The sequence below is a fragment of the Sunxiuqinia elliptica genome (assembly GCF_900113005.1).
GTDB classification, from domain to species: Bacteria; Bacteroidota; Bacteroidia; order Bacteroidales; family Prolixibacteraceae; genus Sunxiuqinia; species Sunxiuqinia elliptica.
The window spans coordinates 128,648-148,481 of the sequence record NZ_FONW01000003.1; the positions used below are offsets into that span (position 1 = coordinate 128,648).

Below are 19,834 nucleotides of genomic sequence, written 5' to 3' on the forward strand. Positions count from 1 at the left end.
TAAAGAATGAAACATCGTTTTAAAATAATTATCACCGTATTGTTAGCCGCTTGGCTGGCAGTACCGACTTTTGCTCAGGATAAAAGAACGCTGGATACAAAAGTAGTTGACCTTTTGGCTCAGTTTCCAGCACAAAATACAAAGGAAACCAACCGCCTGATGCTTGAAATCCTGGAGCTGGGCGCTACAGGCGTTGATCATTTCTGCGGAATGATTATTCCTCCTGGCACTGGCAATGATACGCAGGTACGCTACGCTGTTGCTGAACTTGCTCAATATGCAGGTGCTCCAGGCAATGCCCGCGTGCAAGCCATGGTTGAAAAAGCATTGCTAAAAGCCATCGATAAAGCTAATGATCGGGAAGTTAAAGCTTTCTTTATTCGCCGCTTAGCTTATTGTGGAGAGTCTGCTACAATTAAAGCACTTGAACAATACGTAAACGATGCAGACCTTTACGGTCCTGCCATAGCAACACTAACTTCACTGGGAACAGATGAGGCTGCAGCTGTTGTTTTGAATAACTTGGATGGTAAAAGTGGCATGCAGCAAGCTGTCATGGTTAAAGCACTTGGAACGTTGGCTTATAAACCAGCAGAAGCAAAGTTGATTAACTTGGTAGGTGCTGCCGAAGGCGAGACTTTAGATCAAACTTACTGGGCATTGGCACAGATTGGCGGAAAAGCATCGGCTAAAGTATTTAAGAATGCTGCTAAAGGTTTTACCTATACGGTACCAAATGCCGAACGTGTAATGGCTTATTTGGATTACGCCACTCAACTAGCTGCTAACGGCGAAGTAAAGTTGAGTAATTCATTTGCTTCAAAAATTTTGAAAGACGCAACACAAGCAGACCAATTGCATTTCCGTTCAGCAGCCTTGAAAGTGCTGCAGAACAACCAGCAAGAAGGTGCTTTAAAATTGCTTCAAAAAGAACTGAATAATAGTGACAAAGCCTACCGTAATGCGGTTTTAACATTAGCACAGAATGGCCGTACGGCTTCTCAAGTTGATGCTTGGGTTGCTTACTTGCCCAAAGCTGCTCCTGAAACACAAGCTGAATTGTTGAACTTTTTAGCTGATGCTGATCAAAATAGCGTATTGGAATCAGCCATTAAGCCTTCACTTAATTCATCAGAATTAGTCGTTCGTCTGGCAGCAATCGAAGCTTTGGCACTGAACCAGGAGGAAAAAGCAGTTCCTGCATTATTGGCTCAGTTAGCAAAAGCAACCGACAAAGCAGAATTGGCTCAAGTGAAAACATCACTTTTGAATAGTTGTTCTGCTGATGAAACCAATTTGGTCGTTGATGCCATGGGCGAGTTAAATAGTGAGGCTAAAATTGTAGCCATTCAAGTATTGGGCGCTCGCAGAGCTTCAGCACACTTTGATGAAATTAAGAAGCTATGCCAATCAGCCTCGTCTGATGTAAAAGCAGAAGCCTATGCCGCATTGAAACTGGTTGCAGCCAATAACAATATTGGGGATTTGATTGGCTTGATAAAGTCAACAAACAATAAATCGGAAGTTACGGCCGTACAGCAAGCAATTGTTAACTTATATCAAGCTGATAACAAGCCAGCGACTTCATATGTATTGAATGAAATGAAAGGGGCAGCTAAAGAAAAGCTGATTCCTGTTCTTCCTTTCTTGCAAGATAAAAATGCGTTGAAAAACGTAACCTCAATCCTAAAAAGTGGAAGCTCATCTGAGAAAGAGGCTGCTTTTGCTGCATTGATTAACTGGACATCGCCAGCCGCTTTGCCAGTGATGTTTGATGTCTTAATAAGCAATAGCTTCAAAGCTGAGCACGACGATGTGTTTAAAGCCTACGTAAAATTGGCACAGAACGGTCAAATTCCTGCTGACCAACGTTTACTCTGGTTGAAGAAAGCAATGGAACAAGCAAATAATGATCAGGAAAAAGGAATGATTATTCGTGCTGTTGGTTCTGTAAAGACATTCTTGTCGTTAGTTTTTGTTTCAGAGTATTTGGATGATAGCAAATTGGCTGGCGTAGCATCCATGTCGGCTATGCGAATTGCCTTGCCATCAGCTGGTGAAAACAATGGCCTGACTGGAGAATTTGTTCGCAAAGTATTGGAGAAAGTAAAAGCTGAGATTACTGGACCAGATAGCCAGTATTTCAAAATTGACATTCAGGAATACTTGGATAAAATGCCTATGGAAACTGGCTATGTGTCTATTTTCAATGGAAAAGACCTTTCTGGCTGGCAAGGTTTGGTGAAAAATCCAATTGCCCGCTCAAAAATGACTCCTGCCCAATTGGCAAAAGAGCAAGCTAAAGCTGATAAAAAGATGCACGAAAACTGGTCAGTAAAAGATGGATCAATCGTGTTCAATGGCAAAGGCGCTAACCTGTGTACTAAAAAAATGTACCGCGACTTCGAAATGATTGTCGACTGGAGAATTACCAAAGACGGTGACAGTGGAATTTATCTTCGTGGAACTCCTCAAGTTCAGATTTGGGATACAGCTCGTGTTGATGTTGGTGCTCAAGTAGGTAGTGGAGGTTTGTACAACAACCAAAAGAACCCTAGCAAGCCATTGGTTTTAGCTGACAATGCTATCGGTGACTGGAATACATTCTACATCAAAATGGTTGATGACAAAGTAACTGTTTATTTAAATGGGCAGTTAGTGGTTGACAATGTTACTTTGGAAAACTATTGGGATCGTAGCTTACCAATCTTCAGAGAAGAAGCAATTGAGCTTCAAGCACACGGTACTGACCTGGCTTTCCGTAACATTTATGTTCGTGAGTTGAGTCCTGCTACTGTTACGCTAACTGCTGAAGAAGAAGCTGACGGCTTTGAATTGCTATTCAACGGTGAAAACCTGGATAACTGGATTGGTAACAAAATCGACTATGTTGCAGAAAACGGGGAATTGGTTGTTCGTCCACAAAAGGGAAGCCGTGGTAACCTGTATACAGGAAAGGAATACTCAGATTTCATTTTCCGCTTTGAATTCCAATTAACAGAAGGAGCCAACAATGGTTTGGGAATTCATGCACCTCTGGAAGGTGACGTTGCTTACCTCGGAAAAGAATTGCAAATTTTAGATAATACGGCTGCTATTTATGCGAACTTGAAGCCTTATCAATACCACGGTTCAGTTTATGGTGTTATCACTGCCAAACGTGGATTTTTAAAGCCTCTTGGCGAATGGAACTACCAGGAAGTGATTGTAAAAGGTGATGATGTGAAAATTACCCTGAATGGCGAAGTGATCGTTGATGGCAACTTCAAAGAAGCTAGTAAAAACGGTACGCTTGACGGCAAAAACCACCCTGGGTTGAAACGTAATTCTGGTTACATCGGATTCTTGGGACACGGTTCTCAATTGAAATTCCGCAACATTAGAATCAAAGATCTAGCAAAATAGAAAGCAAAAATTTAGTTCTCAAAGTAGAGTTATGTTTTAGGTAAATTTGAAGGGCCTGCAAGTAAAATTGCAGGTCCTTTTTTTTATGGTTAAAAGCGACGAAAATTCGTATATGAAAATAGAAAAGAATTCAAAGACTTTAGGAATACGACAAAAAGGAAATTTGTTGTGCTCCCAAGCGCTTCTATTAATTGTATCAGAAGTAAACTTATTAGTAGAAGGATATAGCGATTTGATGTGTGATGACTTAAGCCTTCTTATTGGCCTGTTCTAATTGCTTGATGACACGTTCTCCCAAAGCTGTTTTTCGTTCAATGTGCGTTAGAATTTCCTTGACAAAATCATTACTTTCAAACTTTCCTCTGACGCTTTCAAAATCCAACTGTTTGGTTTTGTGATCTCCGTCCATCCCAAATCCAGTCATCGCTTCCAATCGAAATTCCTTTTTAGCATCTTCATAAAGCATTTTATCAATGGCGACTACACTTTTACGCCACTCTTCAATAATTTGAATGATTTCCTCAATGGACATACTTGTAAGCGGTTTATTGAAATATGTTGCTGCAAAGTTGGCTGTCCAGTTCCATTCGTAATTGTAGTAGTTATCGTGTAACGAATAAAAGCAATCTTCAACCTGCTGTAACTCCTGAATATCGCCTTGTTCAACTTGGTTTAAAAGCTCAACGATGGCATGCTTGGGAGCAATCAATCCGGCAAGGTCAATCCAGTCTCCTTGTCCTATTTGAGAGTCGGGTTGCAGGCAGGCCTTGACATCATTCGCTGTATTCAGAGAACAGGTATTCAATCTGGTGATGATTGAATTACCAATGAACTTCATGATTGCCAGGTGATACAGCTTCAATCCCCGGTTTAACGCGTGGCGCTCTATCTTGGTATTGTTATAAGAAAAAACTGCAGTGGTTTCACCCGATATCGCTTTGATTTCTTTTAGCTTATGAATGGCATTGCCCATTTTCTGAATGGTGAATGGGCTTAGTAAGTTGAAATTTACACAGTCCATTTTGTGTGGATCAGTGCGTTTATCACGTCGCGGCCATTTCAAGACATCACGAATAGTGCCTACACTTTTCAGGTTGATGGCCGGAGCTAACCAGCTCTCATCATCATTCTCTAACAAATAGGAGAAAGGCATATCTGAGGTATCGGAGTTTTTATAATGTCTCCCCATAACAAGAGTAAATGCACCGATTTTGGCTGGCCACAACAAGTAGGAATCACTGGTCGTTTTTGATCCCCGCTCCACAATCCCATGATGAATGGGGCCAAGTTTGTACATGTGGTTACTTTGGTTTGAACCACTTCCGGCATTACAGAATGAGAACATGCCGGCAATCAATAAGGTCGATTTGTGGTGGGTTACCGTGTAAGGCCCGGCAAATACCGCACATGCTTCGCCATGAAACCCTTGGCAGTTGGCAAAAAACAGGGAGTTTTCTGCTGAATACTGAGAGCCTAAAACACAGCCTTGTCCTACAAAGCAGTTGGCGACAAGGGCAGCTCCTGTAACTACAGCACCCGACGAAACAATGAAGTTTTTCAGAATTACATCGTGACCGATACGAACGGGCGCATGTTCATTGCTGTTGATCGTGCCATTCTCGATTTGACTGCTTCCATCAACAAGCGTATGAGCCCCGATCCTTACGTTTTTGATTTCCCGACAATTGGTGATTTTGGCATGGTGCCCGATAAAACCTCTAGCGGAGCAAACACCTTGCGTGTAGTGGAGAATCATTTGCTCAATACGCTCGATAAAAACTGTCCGATGCTTGTAAAATGCCATGATATAAGCCATATGTGCCGATAGTTTATCGTACATCATAACTTTGCGGCCGCCAGTCTCATCTAGTACAGAAATCTCGATGCCATTCCCAAAACTTGATTCTCCATCGACTGCACAAAGATCAATGTTATCAATTAATACATGATCTTCAATGTCGTAATTAGCAATGTAGTTCTTGACTTGGTTGATGTAAACATCATCACCAATTGTGCAATTGTGAAAATGAGCATGGTAAAGTCCGCATGGGCGCTCAAGTTGTCCGAAGAAAGTCATCGATCCGGCAAGCACTCCAATGCGATTTTCGCCACTAAAATGGCAGGCATAGACACGTTTAGTATCAAAGCCATCTTTCACTTGAATGTTATCCCAGTTATCAGCTGATGAATTGTTTATCTCGAGTTGTTGTATTTCTGCTTGAGTAAGTTTTCGATAGCTTTTACTGGTCATAAATTCTGTTTTTAATGGGTTATTTGAGCTAAATAATCGTAATGGTCACCTCTAAAAACTCGTTTTACCTTTAGCTTATTGTTTTGAACGTATTCTTTTAGCAAATCAGGATCAACATATAACCATGGGAAGGATAACCCTTTATGCTGTTTGTACTCTGTTTGAAAAATTAATTCGCCATAATACTCTTCTGCGGCCAAGTCAACAACTGCCGAACCATCATCTTCCATATACAGAAAAATCAAGTCGGAGGAATCAATAAGAATTTGACCTCCGGGAGCTAGCAAGCTTTTCAATTTTTGAAGCAGATCGCCCAGGCGATTCAAAGTCCCGGCAATGCCTGTTCCATTCATTAAAAGTAAGATGGTATCAAACTGGTTGTGTTCAAGCTGGAAAAAATCGCTCTGAAGTACTTGTTTAATGCCTTGATCTTTCATAACCTGGCAACAAAGAGAAGAGCGCTCCAAGGCTGTTACATCAAGTCCTTTTTCTTGTAAGTAGTTTGAATGGCAACCAACACAGGCTCCTACGTCAAGCACTTTCCCATAAGCCAAATCCAGCGCTTTCTGTTCCAGCTTGGGCATTTGATTGTAACTTCGGAAAAAGTAGGAGGGAAGCACCTCGTCGGTATCAAAACCGTCAGAATGAATAAGAATTGGGGAATTGTCGCGATGAAAATGGTAGTTAAATACTCCTTGTGATATGGGATCTTCTCCCGGGAATTTAATATCAGTCATTGGCTATTTTAAAAGAGATAATTCGCCTTCAAATTTAAAACAAGTTTCTTGTTTCTGCGAATAAATATAAAAGCCTTCTGATTCTCCTTCGCCAATAATGAAAATTTTAAGATCGGGGTAGTTTCTGGAAATATCCTTGATCTGATCCAGGTTAATATTCTCTTTTTGCAACCATTGAGAAGTCGTCAATTCACCAAGTTTTAGGCGTCTGCCAGCATGATCTGCTTGTTTGAAAAGCAGTAACGATTGATGATAATTTATTTGCTTAAAATTGACCATTCTCTTATTTAATTGGTGAAGACAAGTTACAACATTTTAACGGCAAAAGGGGAATCCTATGTCAAATTTTATAAACAATTTCGTTAAATATATTGATAACTATTTTTAGTCTCTATTCAGAATTTGCTGTAGCAGAAATCGAAATCAGGGCAAGAATAACCAGGTTAATCAGCTAAGGTGGGACGCTCTTTTATGCTATTCTTAAAGAAAAGAAACGCCGGAAAAAATCCGGCGTTTGTACTCTTATTCTTTTGTTTATCTTTTAAAACCTAAACCCAATAGTTAACAGTAATTGGTCTTTGGTAATTTCATATTGTGCCAAATCTGAGCCTGAGTATACTTCTGCATAGTTGCGGTCAAATCCGTGTTTATAGGCAGCATCCATAAAGAAGCCCCCTTGACGAAAACCTAGTCCTGCAGAAATCGTTGATGCTACAGCGTCATCCGTTCTTCCATCAGCCGATTGATATTCCGCATTGATAGGAGATGGGAAGTGCTCATATCCAGCTCGAAGGCTGAAGAGCGAGTTCACCCGATACTCAGCACCCAAATGAAGGTTTCCAACTGATCGGTAGGCATTTTTGATTTCTTGGTTTTCATCAAAAAAGTCATACCCATTACCGCCATCGCTTAGTTTGATGGTTGAATAATCAACATATTCATAGTCAACACTGATAATGGCCGATTTCCCAATAACATAAGCTGCACTGAATATAGCTTTCATCGGAGTCGTCAAATCATAGTCATAATCTCCAAGAGGAGAATAAGCAGAATAGTTCTTTTCTCCAAAATCAATATCAGAGAACATGGCATTGTCAAAAGCATCATGCAAATTATAGAATGTTGGGGTATGCAAAGCAACGCCTAAGCGAAGTGCATCAACTGGCTTGTAGATAGCCCCAATTTTGAAATTAAATCCAGTACCTGTAGTGTTTAAATAGGTGTTGAATGAGTAGTTATTGAATATAGGGATTTGTGCATTGCCATATTCAGATAAACTTGTATTTTCTTTGAAATTCACATCGTGAATACCAACAGTTGCCCCTAAGTAAAATTTGTGGTTAAAGTTAGCTGCAAAAGACAGCAAAAACTCATCAATAGCTCCTTTTTGAGAAAAAGATTTGCGCTGATCATGTTCATAATTTGTCAAATCATCTGTATAAGGAAACTTTTGCATATCATGTCTATAAATTCCTTCGGGACCATCATCTTCTGTATAAATCAATTTTGTATCAGCAGCTAGTTGCTCATAATATGGATCTAATTGATCAACAAGATATCCATCAGCATTAAGAGCAAATTCATCTAACATTGAAGATGTTGCATTGCTGGCACTAATCATGCGTTTCATGTTGTAATTGTTTAATCGGTTGTAACCAACCCCAAAGCTCAAACCAACAACGGAACCTCCTGAATTATTTTTCAGAGTAGCCACGTAACCTACATTGGGTAATCCGATGTTGTATTTCGAATCATTGGTTGTTTGTCCCAAGTAGGTGGCATCAACATCTGTTTTGCCAAACGAAGGAGTAACAACAAACTCACTACTGCGATAAACTCCAAGGCCTGCAGGGTTAATGCTTGCCGAGGTAAAGTCACCACCTAAAGCACCAAAGGCATTTCCCATTGCTGCCGAGCGGGCAGTTCCTTTAATTCTATAATCAGAATAGCGAAGTCCATCCACCAAATTCTGTCCCATTGCTGTTGAGCCTAGTAATAATAAGGCAACAACCATATACTGTATTCTTATCATAGCTGAATCAAATTTGTATAAACAATTTGTGTTTCTATTTCAATTATCTACGTCCGCTGTTGCTTGAACGTGAACTGCCACTGCCACTTGATGAGCTGCCGCTACTTCTCGAAGAACTACTTCCACTTGAACGGAAGCTTCCACTGCTACTGCTTCTGCTTGGAGAAGATGACCGGTAGCTACTACCGCTACTTTTTCTACTAGGTGAGGTCGAACGATAGCTTGGAGTGCTGCTTCGGCTGGACCCTTTATTATAGCTTGAGTTTGATCGGTAGCTTTTCTTGTAGCTATTCGATGAATTTCTTGGTGACGTGTAAGAACTTCTGGTCCGAGAGCTTTTTGTTGTGTTCGGCTTGGTATAAGTTGAAGTTCTTGGTTTGCTGTAATTATTACTATTATAGCTAGAACGGGTTACCGTGCGTGGTTTGCTGTAACTCGGTGTATACGACCGACGCTGTGTAGAAGTAGTCGTGGTTCTGGGTTGATAAGTACGCTGAGTACTTTTTATCCTGTTATTATTGACCGAACTGTTGGTAATACTTCTGCGTCCAGAGTTACTAACCTGGCTTCCGGTTGTTCTTCGCTTATTGACAATTGTTGCATTTTTGGTGTTACGATCCTGACCTGTTGTGCGTCGTCCGCTATTGCTTACAACGGATGATCCAGGACGTCTTCCACTACCAACATTGGTCGAAGTGCTTTTGTTACGATTACCACTGTTGGATGAAATCCGGTTTCCTGAAGAATAGGATCCATCGCGTCGAGCTACATTACTATAGCTTGAGCGTCGATGACCATACTCATATCGGCTTGAATCGTAAATCGGGTAGGAGTGGTTGTGTCCCCAGTAGTGGTCATAATAGTGATGATGTCCCCATGAGTAATAAGGACTGTACCAGTTATACCCAAAAGAGAAGTAAGGACTATACCAACTAGATCCCCAAGGGTTGTAGTAACTGTAATAACCACCATAGTAAAATGAATCATACCAAGGATCATAATAGAATGGATCGTAATAAAATGAATTATATCCCCAGCTACTGTAATAAGGCCCGTAAAAATAAGGGCGGTGAAAACGACGAATGCGATACGTATAATCCAACTCATCCGCATCGTAATAATTGTTAATTACGTAATCAACGTCTCCATCATTTTCATACATCGTGGTATCAGAACCCAATAACTCCATGTTATCCATATCGTAGACCAAATGATCAGCTTCTGGCTCGTCACTCTCAAAAACGTAATTTTTAAGGGTTCTTGAACCATCTTCATTCTCCTCCAATTCAGTAATTACCTGCTGTTGCGAAATCACTTGGGTGTTTCGTGCATTGGCTGCGGGTTCTTCAACTACAGCTGGAGGTGGAATATCACCGGGAGTAAAATAGATGTCATCGTACCTGTCGGTTACATATGTCCCGGTAGAACATGCTCCCAGCAGTAGTGTTAATGCTGAGAAGAGTGTAACTTTTGCTTTCATAACTAGACCTCCTGTATCTTTAAAAATAAATTATTTACTTTGTAGCTTCAAAATTTCAATACAAAAGAAGCAAATACCATACCAAAAGAAAAGATATGGCTAAAGAATTAACTCCTAGAAGTGAAAATTATTCTCAATGGTACAATGAATTGGTTGTAAAAGCCGATTTGGCCGAGAATTCTGCTGTGCGGGGATGCATGGTAATTAAGCCTTACGGCTATGCCATTTGGGAAAAAATGCAAGCCGAGTTGGACCGTATGTTTAAAGAAACCGGACACGTGAATGCTTACTTTCCGTTGTTCATCCCGAAATCGTTTTTTAGCAAGGAAGCCGACCATGTTGAAGGGTTTGCCAAAGAGTGTGCCGTAGTTACTCATTATCGATTAAAAAATGACCCGGATGGGAAAGGTGTTGTTGTTGACCCCGATGCACGTTTGGAAGAAGAGCTGATTGTTCGTCCGACCTCAGAAACCATTATTTGGAATACCTATAAAAACTGGATTCAGTCATATCGCGATCTGCCTATCTTGTGTAACCAGTGGGCAAATGTTGTTCGTTGGGAAATGCGTACCCGCTTGTTTTTGCGTACTGCTGAGTTTTTGTGGCAAGAAGGCCATACTGCGCATGCAACTCGTGAAGAGGCCTTGGAAGAAACTGAAAAGATGGTCAATGTTTATGCCGACTTTGCCGAGAACTTCATGGCTGTTCCCGTCATTAAGGGTGCAAAATCAGCTAACGAACGTTTTGCCGGTGCTCTGGAAACCTATACCATCGAAGCCCTAATGCAAGATGGAAAAGCGTTACAGTCGGGGACTTCGCACTTTTTGGGTCAAAACTTTGCTAAGGCATTCGATGTTAAATTTGCGACTCGCGAAGGAAAAGAAGATTATGTTTGGGCATCAAGTTGGGGAGTTTCTACTCGCTTGATGGGTGCCTTAATTATGGCTCACTCTGATGACCATGGTTTGGTGTTGCCTCCAAAGTTAGCTCCTTTTCAAGTGGTTATTGTTCCAATTTACAGAAAAGAAGAGCAGCTGGAAGCAATCAATGAAAAAGTTGAAGAGATCGTTAATAAGCTGAAAGCTAAAGGAATTTCGGTTAAATATGATAACTCGGATACCAAAAAACCAGGTTGGAAGTTTGCTGAATATGAGCTAAAAGGCGTTCCTGTAAGACTGGCTTTGGGACCGCGCGATTTGGAGAATGGCACGGTTGAAATTGCCCGCCGCGATACGCTGACCAAAGAGGTTGTTAACCTGGAGAACATTGATCAATATGTTGCAGACCTACTGGAAGAAATCCAAAAGACAATCTTCCAAAAAGCATTCGATTTTAGAACCGAGAAAACAACGAAAGTAGATACGTACGATGAGTTTAAGGAAGTACTGACAAACAAAGGTGGCTTTATTTTAGCCCACTGGGATGGTACTCCTGAAACTGAACAACGGATTAAAGAAGAAACGAAAGCAACAATCCGCTGTATCCCATTTGATGGGGAAAAAGAAGAGGGAACTTGTATTTACTCAGGAAAACCTTCAAGCCAACGCGTATTATTTGCTTTAGCTTACTAGATTTTTCGCATAACATGATAAATGAAAGCAGTCAGTTTTGGCTGCTTTTCTTATTTTTATGGAAAATCTAACCCAATGGGAAAATCAAACAACGAGAAGCACTACGAACAACTTGTAACAAAATCAAACGTCAAGCAGCTGGCTTATACCAATACCTTAAGTTCCTTTAATTTACTAAAAGAGGTATTGAAAGAATTGGCTGATGAATTCCGGGACGCTTTGGATGGAAAGGTAGCCGAGGAGATTCTTCCCGAATTTCATGAGAAAGGTTTATTCGAGGCTGAATTTCGTTTGGCTGGAGATTTATTGGTGTTTAGCATGCACTCCAATGTTTTTGTTTTCAACCGGGAACACCCCATTTGGAAATTAGATTATATCAAAAAAGCTCCATTAAACGGATACTGTGGCGTCATTCATATTTATAATTTTTTGTCAGATTCCTTTAAGTACAACCGTTTGCAGGACTTAGGGTATTTGATTGCCCGCATTTTCATTAATCAGGAAAACCACTTCTTTGTTGAAGGAAAACGCCAGTCTGGTGAGTTGGTTAAAGATTTTGGAATTGATGAAGTTACCAAGAAGGTTTTAAGGCAGATACTGGAAACTGCCATTCAATATACGGTTGAATTTGACCTACTTGTTCCACCATACGATCAGGTGAAAATTGCCTCAGTGGAACAAATGAAGGTTGAAATCAGCCATTCTAAAATAAGAACTGGCAAACGCGTCGGTTTTAAGTTTAACTCAGATGATGTTTAAGATATGGAAAAAGTAATTGATCGATTTATTAGGTACGCAAAAGAGTATACCACTTCGGATCCGGAAAGTAAGACGTTTCCGAGTACAGCACGGCAGTTGGATTTTGCAGACAAACTGGTTGCCGAATTGAAGGAAATAGGTTTGCAGGAAGTTGAGAAAGATGCCAATGGATATGTGACGGCTACCTTACCTGCCAATACCGAAGAAAAATGCCCTGTGGTTGGTTTTGTTGCACATATGGACACCAGTCCTGATTTTTCCGGGGAGAACGTTAAACCTCAAATTCGGAAATACGAAGGTGGAGATATTGTATTAAATGAAAAAGTAACCTTGTCACCAGCTCAGTTTCCCGATTTGTTGAATTACGTTGGACAGGAAATTATTACTACAGATGGCTCAACCTTGCTGGGAGCCGATGATAAAGCCGGATTAGCTGAAATTATGACTGCTATGGCTTATTTGGTTGCTCATCCGGAAATCAGACATGGAAAAGTTCGCATATGTTTTACGCCCGATGAGGAAGTAGGGAAAGGTGCTGACCATTTCGATGTTGAAAAATTTGGAGCAAAGTTTGCTTACACCTTGGATGGTGGTGAGATTGGCGAATTAGAATATGAAAATTTCAATGCTGCCATGGCTAAGGTAACCATCAACGGAAGAAGCGTTCACCCGGGGGCTGCTAAAAACAAGATGATTAATGCCATTGAAGTTGGTTCAAAACTAATGAAAATGTTGCCGGCGCATGAGCGTCCGGAATACACCGAGAAATATGAAGGATTCTTCCACTGTGTCGGATTTCAAGGAAGTGTCGAACAATCCGTTTTGACTTTCATTATACGCGATCACGACAAAGATCTATTTGAGAAACGGAAGCTTCAAATGGAGCTGGCTTGCCGTTTCTTAAATGAAGAATTTGGTCAAGGGACAGTTGTTTTAGAGCAAGTTGACCAATACTACAACATGCGCGAAAAGGTTGAACCCGTTAAATACATTGTTGATTTGGCAGAAGAAGCAATGACTGAACTGGGTATTTCGCCAAAGATCAAAGCAATTCGCGGAGGGACCGATGGTTCTCGCTTGTCCTACATGGGTTTGCCTTGTCCTAATATTTTTGCCGGGGGACATAACTTTCACGGACCGTACGAATATGTTCCGGTTCGATCAATGATTAAAGCTGTTGAAGTAGTCATCCGGATTTGCGAAAAAGTGGTTTACTTAAAAGATGCTTGAAAAACTTAAAAACAATATTGCCCACGAACAATTGCTGACCTCGACTGACCGGCTGGTACTAGCGGTTAGTGGAGGTTGTGATTCAATGGTCATGCTCGATTTGTTTCGTCAAATGGAGCATGACTTTGTTGTGGCGCACTGTAACTTTAAATTGCGTGGTGCCGAATCGGATGGCGATGAAACCTTTTTGCGCGACTATTGTGGAGAACACGGCATCGAGCTATTTGTCCAAACATTTGAGACACGTGAATTCGCCGTTCAGGAGGGGATATCAATTGAAATGGCGGCCCGGGAATTGCGTTACCAATGGTTTTATGAACTACTTGATTCGCTTCAATACAATTACCTGTTAACGGCACATCACCAAGATGATCTGGTTGAAACCATGCTAATTAATTTAAGTAGGGGAACAGGGATTCGAGGCTTATCTGGTATCCATCCCCGGAAAGGACGATTGGTACGTCCTTTGCTATTTGCCTCGAGAAATGATTTGGTAGCTTACGCCAATGAAAAGCAAGTTCCTTATCGTGAAGACTCAAGTAACAAAGAGTTTATTCACCAACGGAATTTGATTCGCCATCAAGTGCTGCCTTTACTGGAAACCATTAATCCAGCTTTTAAAGTGAATGCCGCAAAAACAGCGGCTATTTTAAAAGAAACGGAACTGGTTTTTAATGCCCGAATAGCAGAAGAACAAAGCCAGTTTTTAAGCAGAGAGGGAAAGCATTGCTTTTTAGCAATCGATTATTTAAAAGCCTCTTCTTACCCGGAAACCCTGCTGTTCGAGACTTTAAAGTCTTTCGGGTTTACAGCTGACTTGGTGCAGGAAATCAACCAAGCACTTTATGCTGAGCCAGGAAAAGTGTTTTACTCAACAACTCATCGCCTGGTGAAAGACCGGAGCTATTTTATTTTGACTCCGCGTGAAGAGGAGTCGCTATCGCGCTACTACATCGAAAAAGATTGCTTAGAAATTGCTACTCCTATAAGATTAAGTTTTCAGCAATTGACCAATGATTCATCGTTTCAGTTCTCAAAGAATCGTTTAATTGCAGATCTTGACCTGGACTGTCTGGAGTTTCCGCTAGTCATAAAAAAGTGGGAGCAGGGCGAGTATTTTCAACCTTTGGGAATGACTGGTTTTAAAAAGTTAAGTGATTTCTTCATCGATCAAAAATTCTCCATTCCGGAGAAAGAAAACAGTTGGATTTTATACAGTGGAGGAAAGGTTGTTTGGGTAGTTGGCCACCGCATAGACAACCGATTTAAAATTATGCCTGAAACCCAATCAGTCATTCGTATACAGCTTTTTGAATGAGTATTTCTGGGGCGGTGCTTAACTCATTCCAAATAAAAAAATACCAACATCTTGGGATTGTGAGGCAGCACCTGTGAATTTATTTTTGCGCACATTAATCATTTATTATTTAATGTGTTGCTATGAGAAAGAGATTATTACTTATCCTGATGCTGGCTGGGATAACAGCATCGTATGTAAACGGGCAGAATGCAGCCGAGTCGTTGTTGAACTCTGAAAGTAAACTAAGCATTGGCGGATATGCTCAAATTGATTATAATCAGCCGCTTTCGTCAGATGTTCATCAGAATGGTAAGATGGACATTCATCGTTTGGTCATGTTGTTTGCTTATCGCTTTAATGACCGGACTCAGTTTGTTACTGAGGTTGAATACGAACACGTAAAAGAGGTGTATGTTGAGCAAGCTTTCCTGAATTACCGCATTAATCCTTGGTTAAACTTCAGAGGAGGTTTGTTGCTGATTCCAATGGGGATCATTAATGAATACCATGAACCAGCTACTTATAATGGGGTAGAGCGTCCGAATTTGGATAGCAAAATTGTTCCTTCAACCTGGCGTGAAATTGGTGCTGGATTCACTGGAAATGTGCAGAACCTGAACTTGAAATACCAACTGTATGTGGTGAATGGATTTAAGAGCTATGATGATGGAGGTATTTTGCGGGGGAGCGATGCTTTCCGTAAAGGACGCCAAAAAGGAGCTGAGTCTATTTTGACACATCCAAACTTATCAGCCAAGATTGACTACTACGGAGTTCCGGGGTTGAAATTGGGATTGAGTGGTTACTTTGGCGAAACACAAACCAGTCTTTACGACGGCATTGCTAAAGATGACAGTGCTTTAGAAGCCAAGGCTGACTCCTCAGTTATTGGGATGAACATGGTTGGATTGGACGGACGTTATTCAATCGATGGTTGGGTATTCCGTGGACAATTGAATTATGCTTCTTTATCGAATACCAATCAGTACAATGCTTTTACGGGTAAAGACGTTGGCAGCGAATTATTTGGCTACTATTTGGAAGCTGGTTACGATTTGTTGAATGGCCAAAAGACAGAGCAAAAACTGGTTCCTTTTGTTCGCTACGAAAAGTACAATACGCACAAAGCAGTAGATGGAATTGAGAAGAACCTGGCTTATGACCGTACTGATATCACCGCTGGTATTGGTTGGTGGTTGGCACAAGGCGCTGTCCTAAAAGCAGACATGCAGTGGTTTGGCAATGAAGCCACCGATGATTTTGAAACACAATTGAACCTTGGAATTGGGATATGGTTCTAAAAAAGATAATGATAGCAATGCTTGGCTTGTTGTTGATGACAACGAGTCAAGCTCAGCTTTTTGGAGCTGACGATGCAACATCCAAGAAGTTGGTTAAACTGTTGTCGAAAGAATTACATGTTGACCGCTCAGACTTGGAGTTCGAGAAAGTATCAACAGCAGAGTGCCTCCAAACAGAACAAGTCGAGTCTGTTTTGCGGGTATACAAAGCAGGAAAGCCAACTGGCTTTGTCGTGTCGGCAATTGGAAAAGGCCGGTATGATCAGTTTAACTACTTGGTTTATTACAACGAAGACCGGGAAGTCAAGCTGGTGAACGTTACAGCCTACTTCTCTGATCACGGAAATGAAATTACCTCAAAACGCTGGCTAAAGCAGTTTAATGGTTACGATGGCGGAGATCTAGACTATGGCGACGAAGTACAGGCCATTTCAGGAGCAACTTTATCGGCAAGTTCAATCGTAAAAGGCATTCGCGAAATCACCATCTTATTGCAAGATTGTAATTTGTAGTTCCTTTTCTCTCCCTACTAGATTAGAACTCAGAAAAGCTCCCAAAGTAGAGTTCCCACCTTCGGAGAAGTGGGGACTTGATTTTCTAATGCTACCTACCCATAATTAAGCGTCTTTCCGAACTTGTTTCGGAAAGTGTCAGTAAGTAGTTTACATTATCCATCTCTTGCTTACCATCATCGCGAACAACGTGAGGCGACCTCTTAATTACTTTCTGACCACCGATCACCACCACTCTTAAGCTGCCCCTTAGATTTCGTTGCAATCTGTTATTGCCTGCTAACTACTGCTGGACCAAAGCTGTCGATACTCTTTTGGCGTTTTACTTGTAATTCCTTTAAAAGTGCGATTAAAATTTGAGAGATTGTTAAATCCGCATTCAAAAGCCACTTCTGCAATATTCTTATCTGTTTGCGAAAGCAATTTACAGGCTTCTGATATTCTTAATTCATTGATGTAGTTGATGACTGATTTTCCAGTTTTGCGCTTAAAAAAGTTAGAAAAAGCAGAAATACTCATGTTAAACTTGCTTGCAATATCATCTAGCGTTAGTTTTTGAGTATAGTTTCGGGCTATATAATCAAGGGTTTGAGTAATTCGATTGAGAGAGCTTTTTTTATCGATATTTTGAAAAGAAGATGAAGCTAACAAGTTTGAACTTTGATCGGCTGCAAGATTATGCAGTATTGTTAAGATGGAAATTAGCCGGTGAAATCCATATTTCGCATCAGGTAACTGAGTTAAAGCTTTCCTGTTCTTTTGGGCTACCTCATCCGAAAAAGAAATCCCCCGTTGGGCCAACTCCAACATGCTTGAAATATGCTGAAACTCCGGAAAGTAATTGATGTAGCTAACAAAATCCAATCCAAACTGAATAACTACAGCTCTGACAGGGTGCGTCGCTGGATTTTCTATGAAAATTTCATTGTTTTGCCAGGTATGCGGAAGTTTACTCCCTACCAATACCAAATCTCCTTCCTTGAAAGGTTCTATAGAGTCACCAACATATCTTGTTCCAAAGCTCTTTTCGATATAGATAAGCTCATACTCATCGTGAAAATGCATGGGCATCATAAAGTGCTGACTTTTATTCCAACGAGTGATAATTAAACTTTCAGGAGTAATTGAAACTTTTTCATATAGCATTTTCATACCATTCTTTTGCGTTTTTGAATGTGAAAATAGTATTATAAATCGAAAAAATCCTACTTGATTTCAAATACCTGCCCCTTTAAGTTTGTTCGTCTATAAATAGGATTGCATGGATGCTATAAAAGCAACAGGAAAAGTAGACTAAACTAAGTTGTGTTTAATACTATGCTTTTATGCTTCAGCGATGAAGATACTGTTTAATTGTATTGCGTTTTTTATCAATCAGCTTCATTTTTTTGATGCAAAATTTGAATCAATTTGAGTACTCTTAAAGAAAGGGAGTTATTACTGAAGTTATCTAATGGCGACCAACTGGCTTACGGAGTAATATTTAGATTGTACTATAACCGTCTATTTTATTTTGCACGACACTATTTGAATGATCATGAGGTGGCTCAGGATGTTGTGCAAGATGTATTTTCTGATATATGGGAAGATCATCATAAATTTTCCAAGGTGAGAAATCTTTCCTCTTGGTTACATACTTTATGTAAAAATCAATGTTTAAAGAAGATTGATCATATTAAGGTGATGCAGAAACATGAAAGGTCATTAAAATATAGGGAACTACTTATCGCCCAAGGAGCACTTCGTGACTTAGATACATCTCCGGTTGCCTTTAACGAAATTAGTGAGATTATAGATAAAACACTAAGACAGATTCCGAAGCAGACAAGGCTGATATTTGAGATGAGTCGCAATGAGAATAAAAAGAACCGAGAGATTGCAAAAGAGTTGAATATTTCTCAGAAAACAGTGGAGGCCAATATCTCAAAAGCACTCAAATTGCTTCGAAAATCTCTTCACCATTACCTTCCATTCTTACTCTTTCTAATATAGCCACTGAAATTAGATGATAATTTTTATTGCATGTAGTGTGCAGACTATTAGTTCATTGGTGTGTAGATGAAAAAAAATCTTCTTTTCTGATAGGGTAAATAACCATTAACCGTACTTACTTACAAACACCTGTTCATGGACAACAAAAAATTAAAACAATATACACTAAATCAAATTTCAAATCCGTCAGAACTAGAAGAAGTCATTCAATGGATTGAAGCAACTCCCGAGAATAGAAGTGAGTATAATCGACTTAAGAATTGTTGGGCTTATGCCTCTTTCTGCAATTATGATGACTTACCACAGAAAAGTATAAGAAAGCGATCTGTTGAACGAATGCTTTCGTTAAAGGTATTCAGATATGCCGCTGTTTTTACATTGGCTTTTATTCTAGGAGGAATGTCCATCTACTTCATAGAAGGTTCTCATCAAGAACTTGCCGTTAACGAAGTAATTGTTCCTTTAGGAGAAAATGCCCAAGTAATATTGCCAGACCAAACACATGTTTGGTTGAATTCAGGCACTCGTTTTAAATATCCGTCAAACTTTACTGGAAAGAATCGAGATGTCGAGTTGTTCGGAGAAGCCTATTTTGATGTAGAACATGACTTGGGTCGTCCTTTTCGTGTAATGACTGAAAATCTTACTGTGAAAGTCCTTGGCACTCAGTTTAATATTGAAGCTTTAAATGATAAGGACGAAGTGAATATTACGCTGATTGAGGGAAAGGTTAATTTGCAGACCAATAAAGGTCAATCTATCGTGGAATTAAAACCTAATCAGAATGCCGTTTACAATTCAAAAAGCAACGAGTTGGATGTGCAATCTGTTGATGTTGAATACTATACTTCTTGGACAAAAGGAATTATGCTGTTCAGAGATGAAAAGTTGGCTGATATTGCTGATCGTTTAGAGCGTTGTTATAATGTCTTTATTGAGTTTGACGATGAAGCTTCAAAAGAAATCAAATTTTCTGGATCAATATTGAGAAACAAGCCAATTAATCAAATTTTGGATATCCTCAAATTTACGTCAAACTTAGAGTATACAATTACAATAAGACACGAAAAACCGAATATTATTCATTTAAAAAAGAAGCCTATGTGAACTAGAAAGGATCGGAAAATATTGGAAGTATTTCCCGACCCTGTTAATTAGAGTTTAATCTTCTGCCCGAAGATTTGTATTAATTTCTAACATCTCAAATTTATGAAAAAAACTTTTAATTGTTGCAACCTGTATAGGTTGTCGAAATTCTTACGCA

General features: G+C 40.1%; 15 protein-coding genes. 9 read left to right on the forward strand and 6 right to left on the reverse strand.

Annotated elements, in window-relative coordinates; all coding sequences use genetic code 11:
* The first annotated feature begins 6 nt into the window (after window positions 1-6).
* Window positions 7-3,405 carry a DUF1080 domain-containing protein gene (locus BM156_RS08975; protein WP_093919521.1) on the forward strand — a complete coding sequence of 1,133 codons (3,399 nt, stop codon included), beginning with the start codon at window positions 7-9 and terminating at the stop codon, window positions 3,403-3,405.
* 247 nt (window positions 3,406-3,652) lie between these two features.
* On the opposite strand, the gene BM156_RS08980 is transcribed toward BM156_RS08975, so the two are convergent.
* The 5 genes from BM156_RS08980 to BM156_RS09000 all read right to left on the reverse strand — a co-directional run bounded on the left by BM156_RS08980 (window position 3,653) and on the right by BM156_RS09000 (window position 9,905).
* The gene (locus BM156_RS08980) at window positions 3,653-5,656 is read right to left on the reverse strand and encodes a DUF4954 family protein (RefSeq protein ID WP_093919522.1); all 2,004 of its coding nucleotides are present in this window, start codon (window positions 5,654-5,656) and stop codon (window positions 3,653-3,655) included.
* Between the two features lie 11 nt (window positions 5,657-5,667).
* A complete protein-coding gene (locus BM156_RS08985) occupies window positions 5,668-6,393 on the reverse strand; it encodes a class I SAM-dependent methyltransferase (RefSeq protein ID WP_093919523.1) in 726 nt (241 codons plus the stop codon).
* A gap of 3 nt (window positions 6,394-6,396) precedes the next feature.
* Window positions 6,397-6,672, reverse strand: coding sequence for a hypothetical protein (locus tag BM156_RS08990; protein ID WP_093919524.1), 276 nt, complete (start codon window positions 6,670-6,672; stop codon window positions 6,397-6,399).
* Window positions 6,673-6,934: 262 nt separating this feature from the next.
* On the reverse strand, window positions 6,935-8,425 hold the full coding sequence (locus BM156_RS08995; protein ID WP_093919525.1) for an OmpP1/FadL family transporter: 1,491 nt from the start codon (window positions 8,423-8,425) through the stop codon (window positions 6,935-6,937).
* 43 nt (window positions 8,426-8,468) lie between these two features.
* Window positions 8,469-9,905 carry a hypothetical protein gene (locus tag BM156_RS09000; RefSeq protein ID WP_093919526.1) on the reverse strand — a complete coding sequence of 479 codons (1,437 nt, stop codon included), beginning with the start codon at window positions 9,903-9,905 and terminating at the stop codon, window positions 8,469-8,471.
* 95 nt (window positions 9,906-10,000) lie between these two features.
* On the opposite strand from BM156_RS09000, the gene proS reads away from it, so the two are divergent.
* From proS to BM156_RS09030, 6 genes are all read left to right on the forward strand, one after another.
* Window positions 10,001-11,476: a proline--tRNA ligase gene (gene proS, locus BM156_RS09005; protein WP_093919527.1), complete on the forward strand. Its 1,476-nt coding sequence runs from the start codon at window positions 10,001-10,003 to the stop codon at window positions 11,474-11,476.
* A gap of 75 nt (window positions 11,477-11,551) precedes the next feature.
* Window positions 11,552-12,235, forward strand: a complete 684-nt coding sequence (locus BM156_RS09010; protein ID WP_093919528.1) for a hypothetical protein — start codon at window positions 11,552-11,554, stop codon at window positions 12,233-12,235.
* A gap of 3 nt (window positions 12,236-12,238) precedes the next feature.
* Entirely contained in the window at window positions 12,239-13,465 is a 1,227-nt protein-coding gene (pepT, locus tag BM156_RS09015; RefSeq protein ID WP_093919529.1) for a peptidase T, read from the forward strand.
* Window positions 13,458-14,783 (forward strand): tRNA lysidine(34) synthetase TilS, encoded by a 1,326-nt coding sequence (gene tilS / locus BM156_RS09020; RefSeq protein WP_093919530.1) that lies wholly within the window; start codon window positions 13,458-13,460, stop codon window positions 14,781-14,783. The genes pepT and tilS overlap by 8 nt, the downstream gene beginning before the upstream one ends.
* Before the next feature lie 122 nt (window positions 14,784-14,905).
* Window positions 14,906-16,066: a hypothetical protein gene (locus BM156_RS09025; RefSeq protein WP_093919531.1), complete on the forward strand. Its 1,161-nt coding sequence runs from the start codon at window positions 14,906-14,908 to the stop codon at window positions 16,064-16,066.
* Between the two features lie 8 nt (window positions 16,067-16,074).
* Window positions 16,075-16,578 carry an FMN-binding protein gene (locus tag BM156_RS09030; protein ID WP_139218248.1) on the forward strand — a complete coding sequence of 168 codons (504 nt, stop codon included), beginning with the start codon at window positions 16,075-16,077 and terminating at the stop codon, window positions 16,576-16,578.
* A 279-nt stretch (window positions 16,579-16,857) separates the two neighbouring features.
* Here the strand turns inward: BM156_RS09030 and BM156_RS09035 are convergent, their stop codons facing one another.
* Window positions 16,858-17,730, reverse strand: coding sequence for an AraC family transcriptional regulator (locus tag BM156_RS09035; protein ID WP_093919533.1), 873 nt, complete (start codon window positions 17,728-17,730; stop codon window positions 16,858-16,860).
* Window positions 17,731-17,988: 258 nt separating this feature from the next.
* Between BM156_RS09035 and BM156_RS09040 the strand changes: the two genes are divergently transcribed.
* Window positions 17,989-18,570: an RNA polymerase sigma-70 factor gene (locus tag BM156_RS09040; RefSeq protein WP_093919534.1), complete on the forward strand. Its 582-nt coding sequence runs from the start codon at window positions 17,989-17,991 to the stop codon at window positions 18,568-18,570.
* Window positions 18,571-18,705: 135 nt separating this feature from the next.
* Entirely contained in the window at window positions 18,706-19,677 is a 972-nt protein-coding gene (locus BM156_RS09045; RefSeq protein WP_093919535.1) for a FecR family protein, read from the forward strand.
* Window positions 19,678-19,834 lie beyond the last annotated feature (157 nt).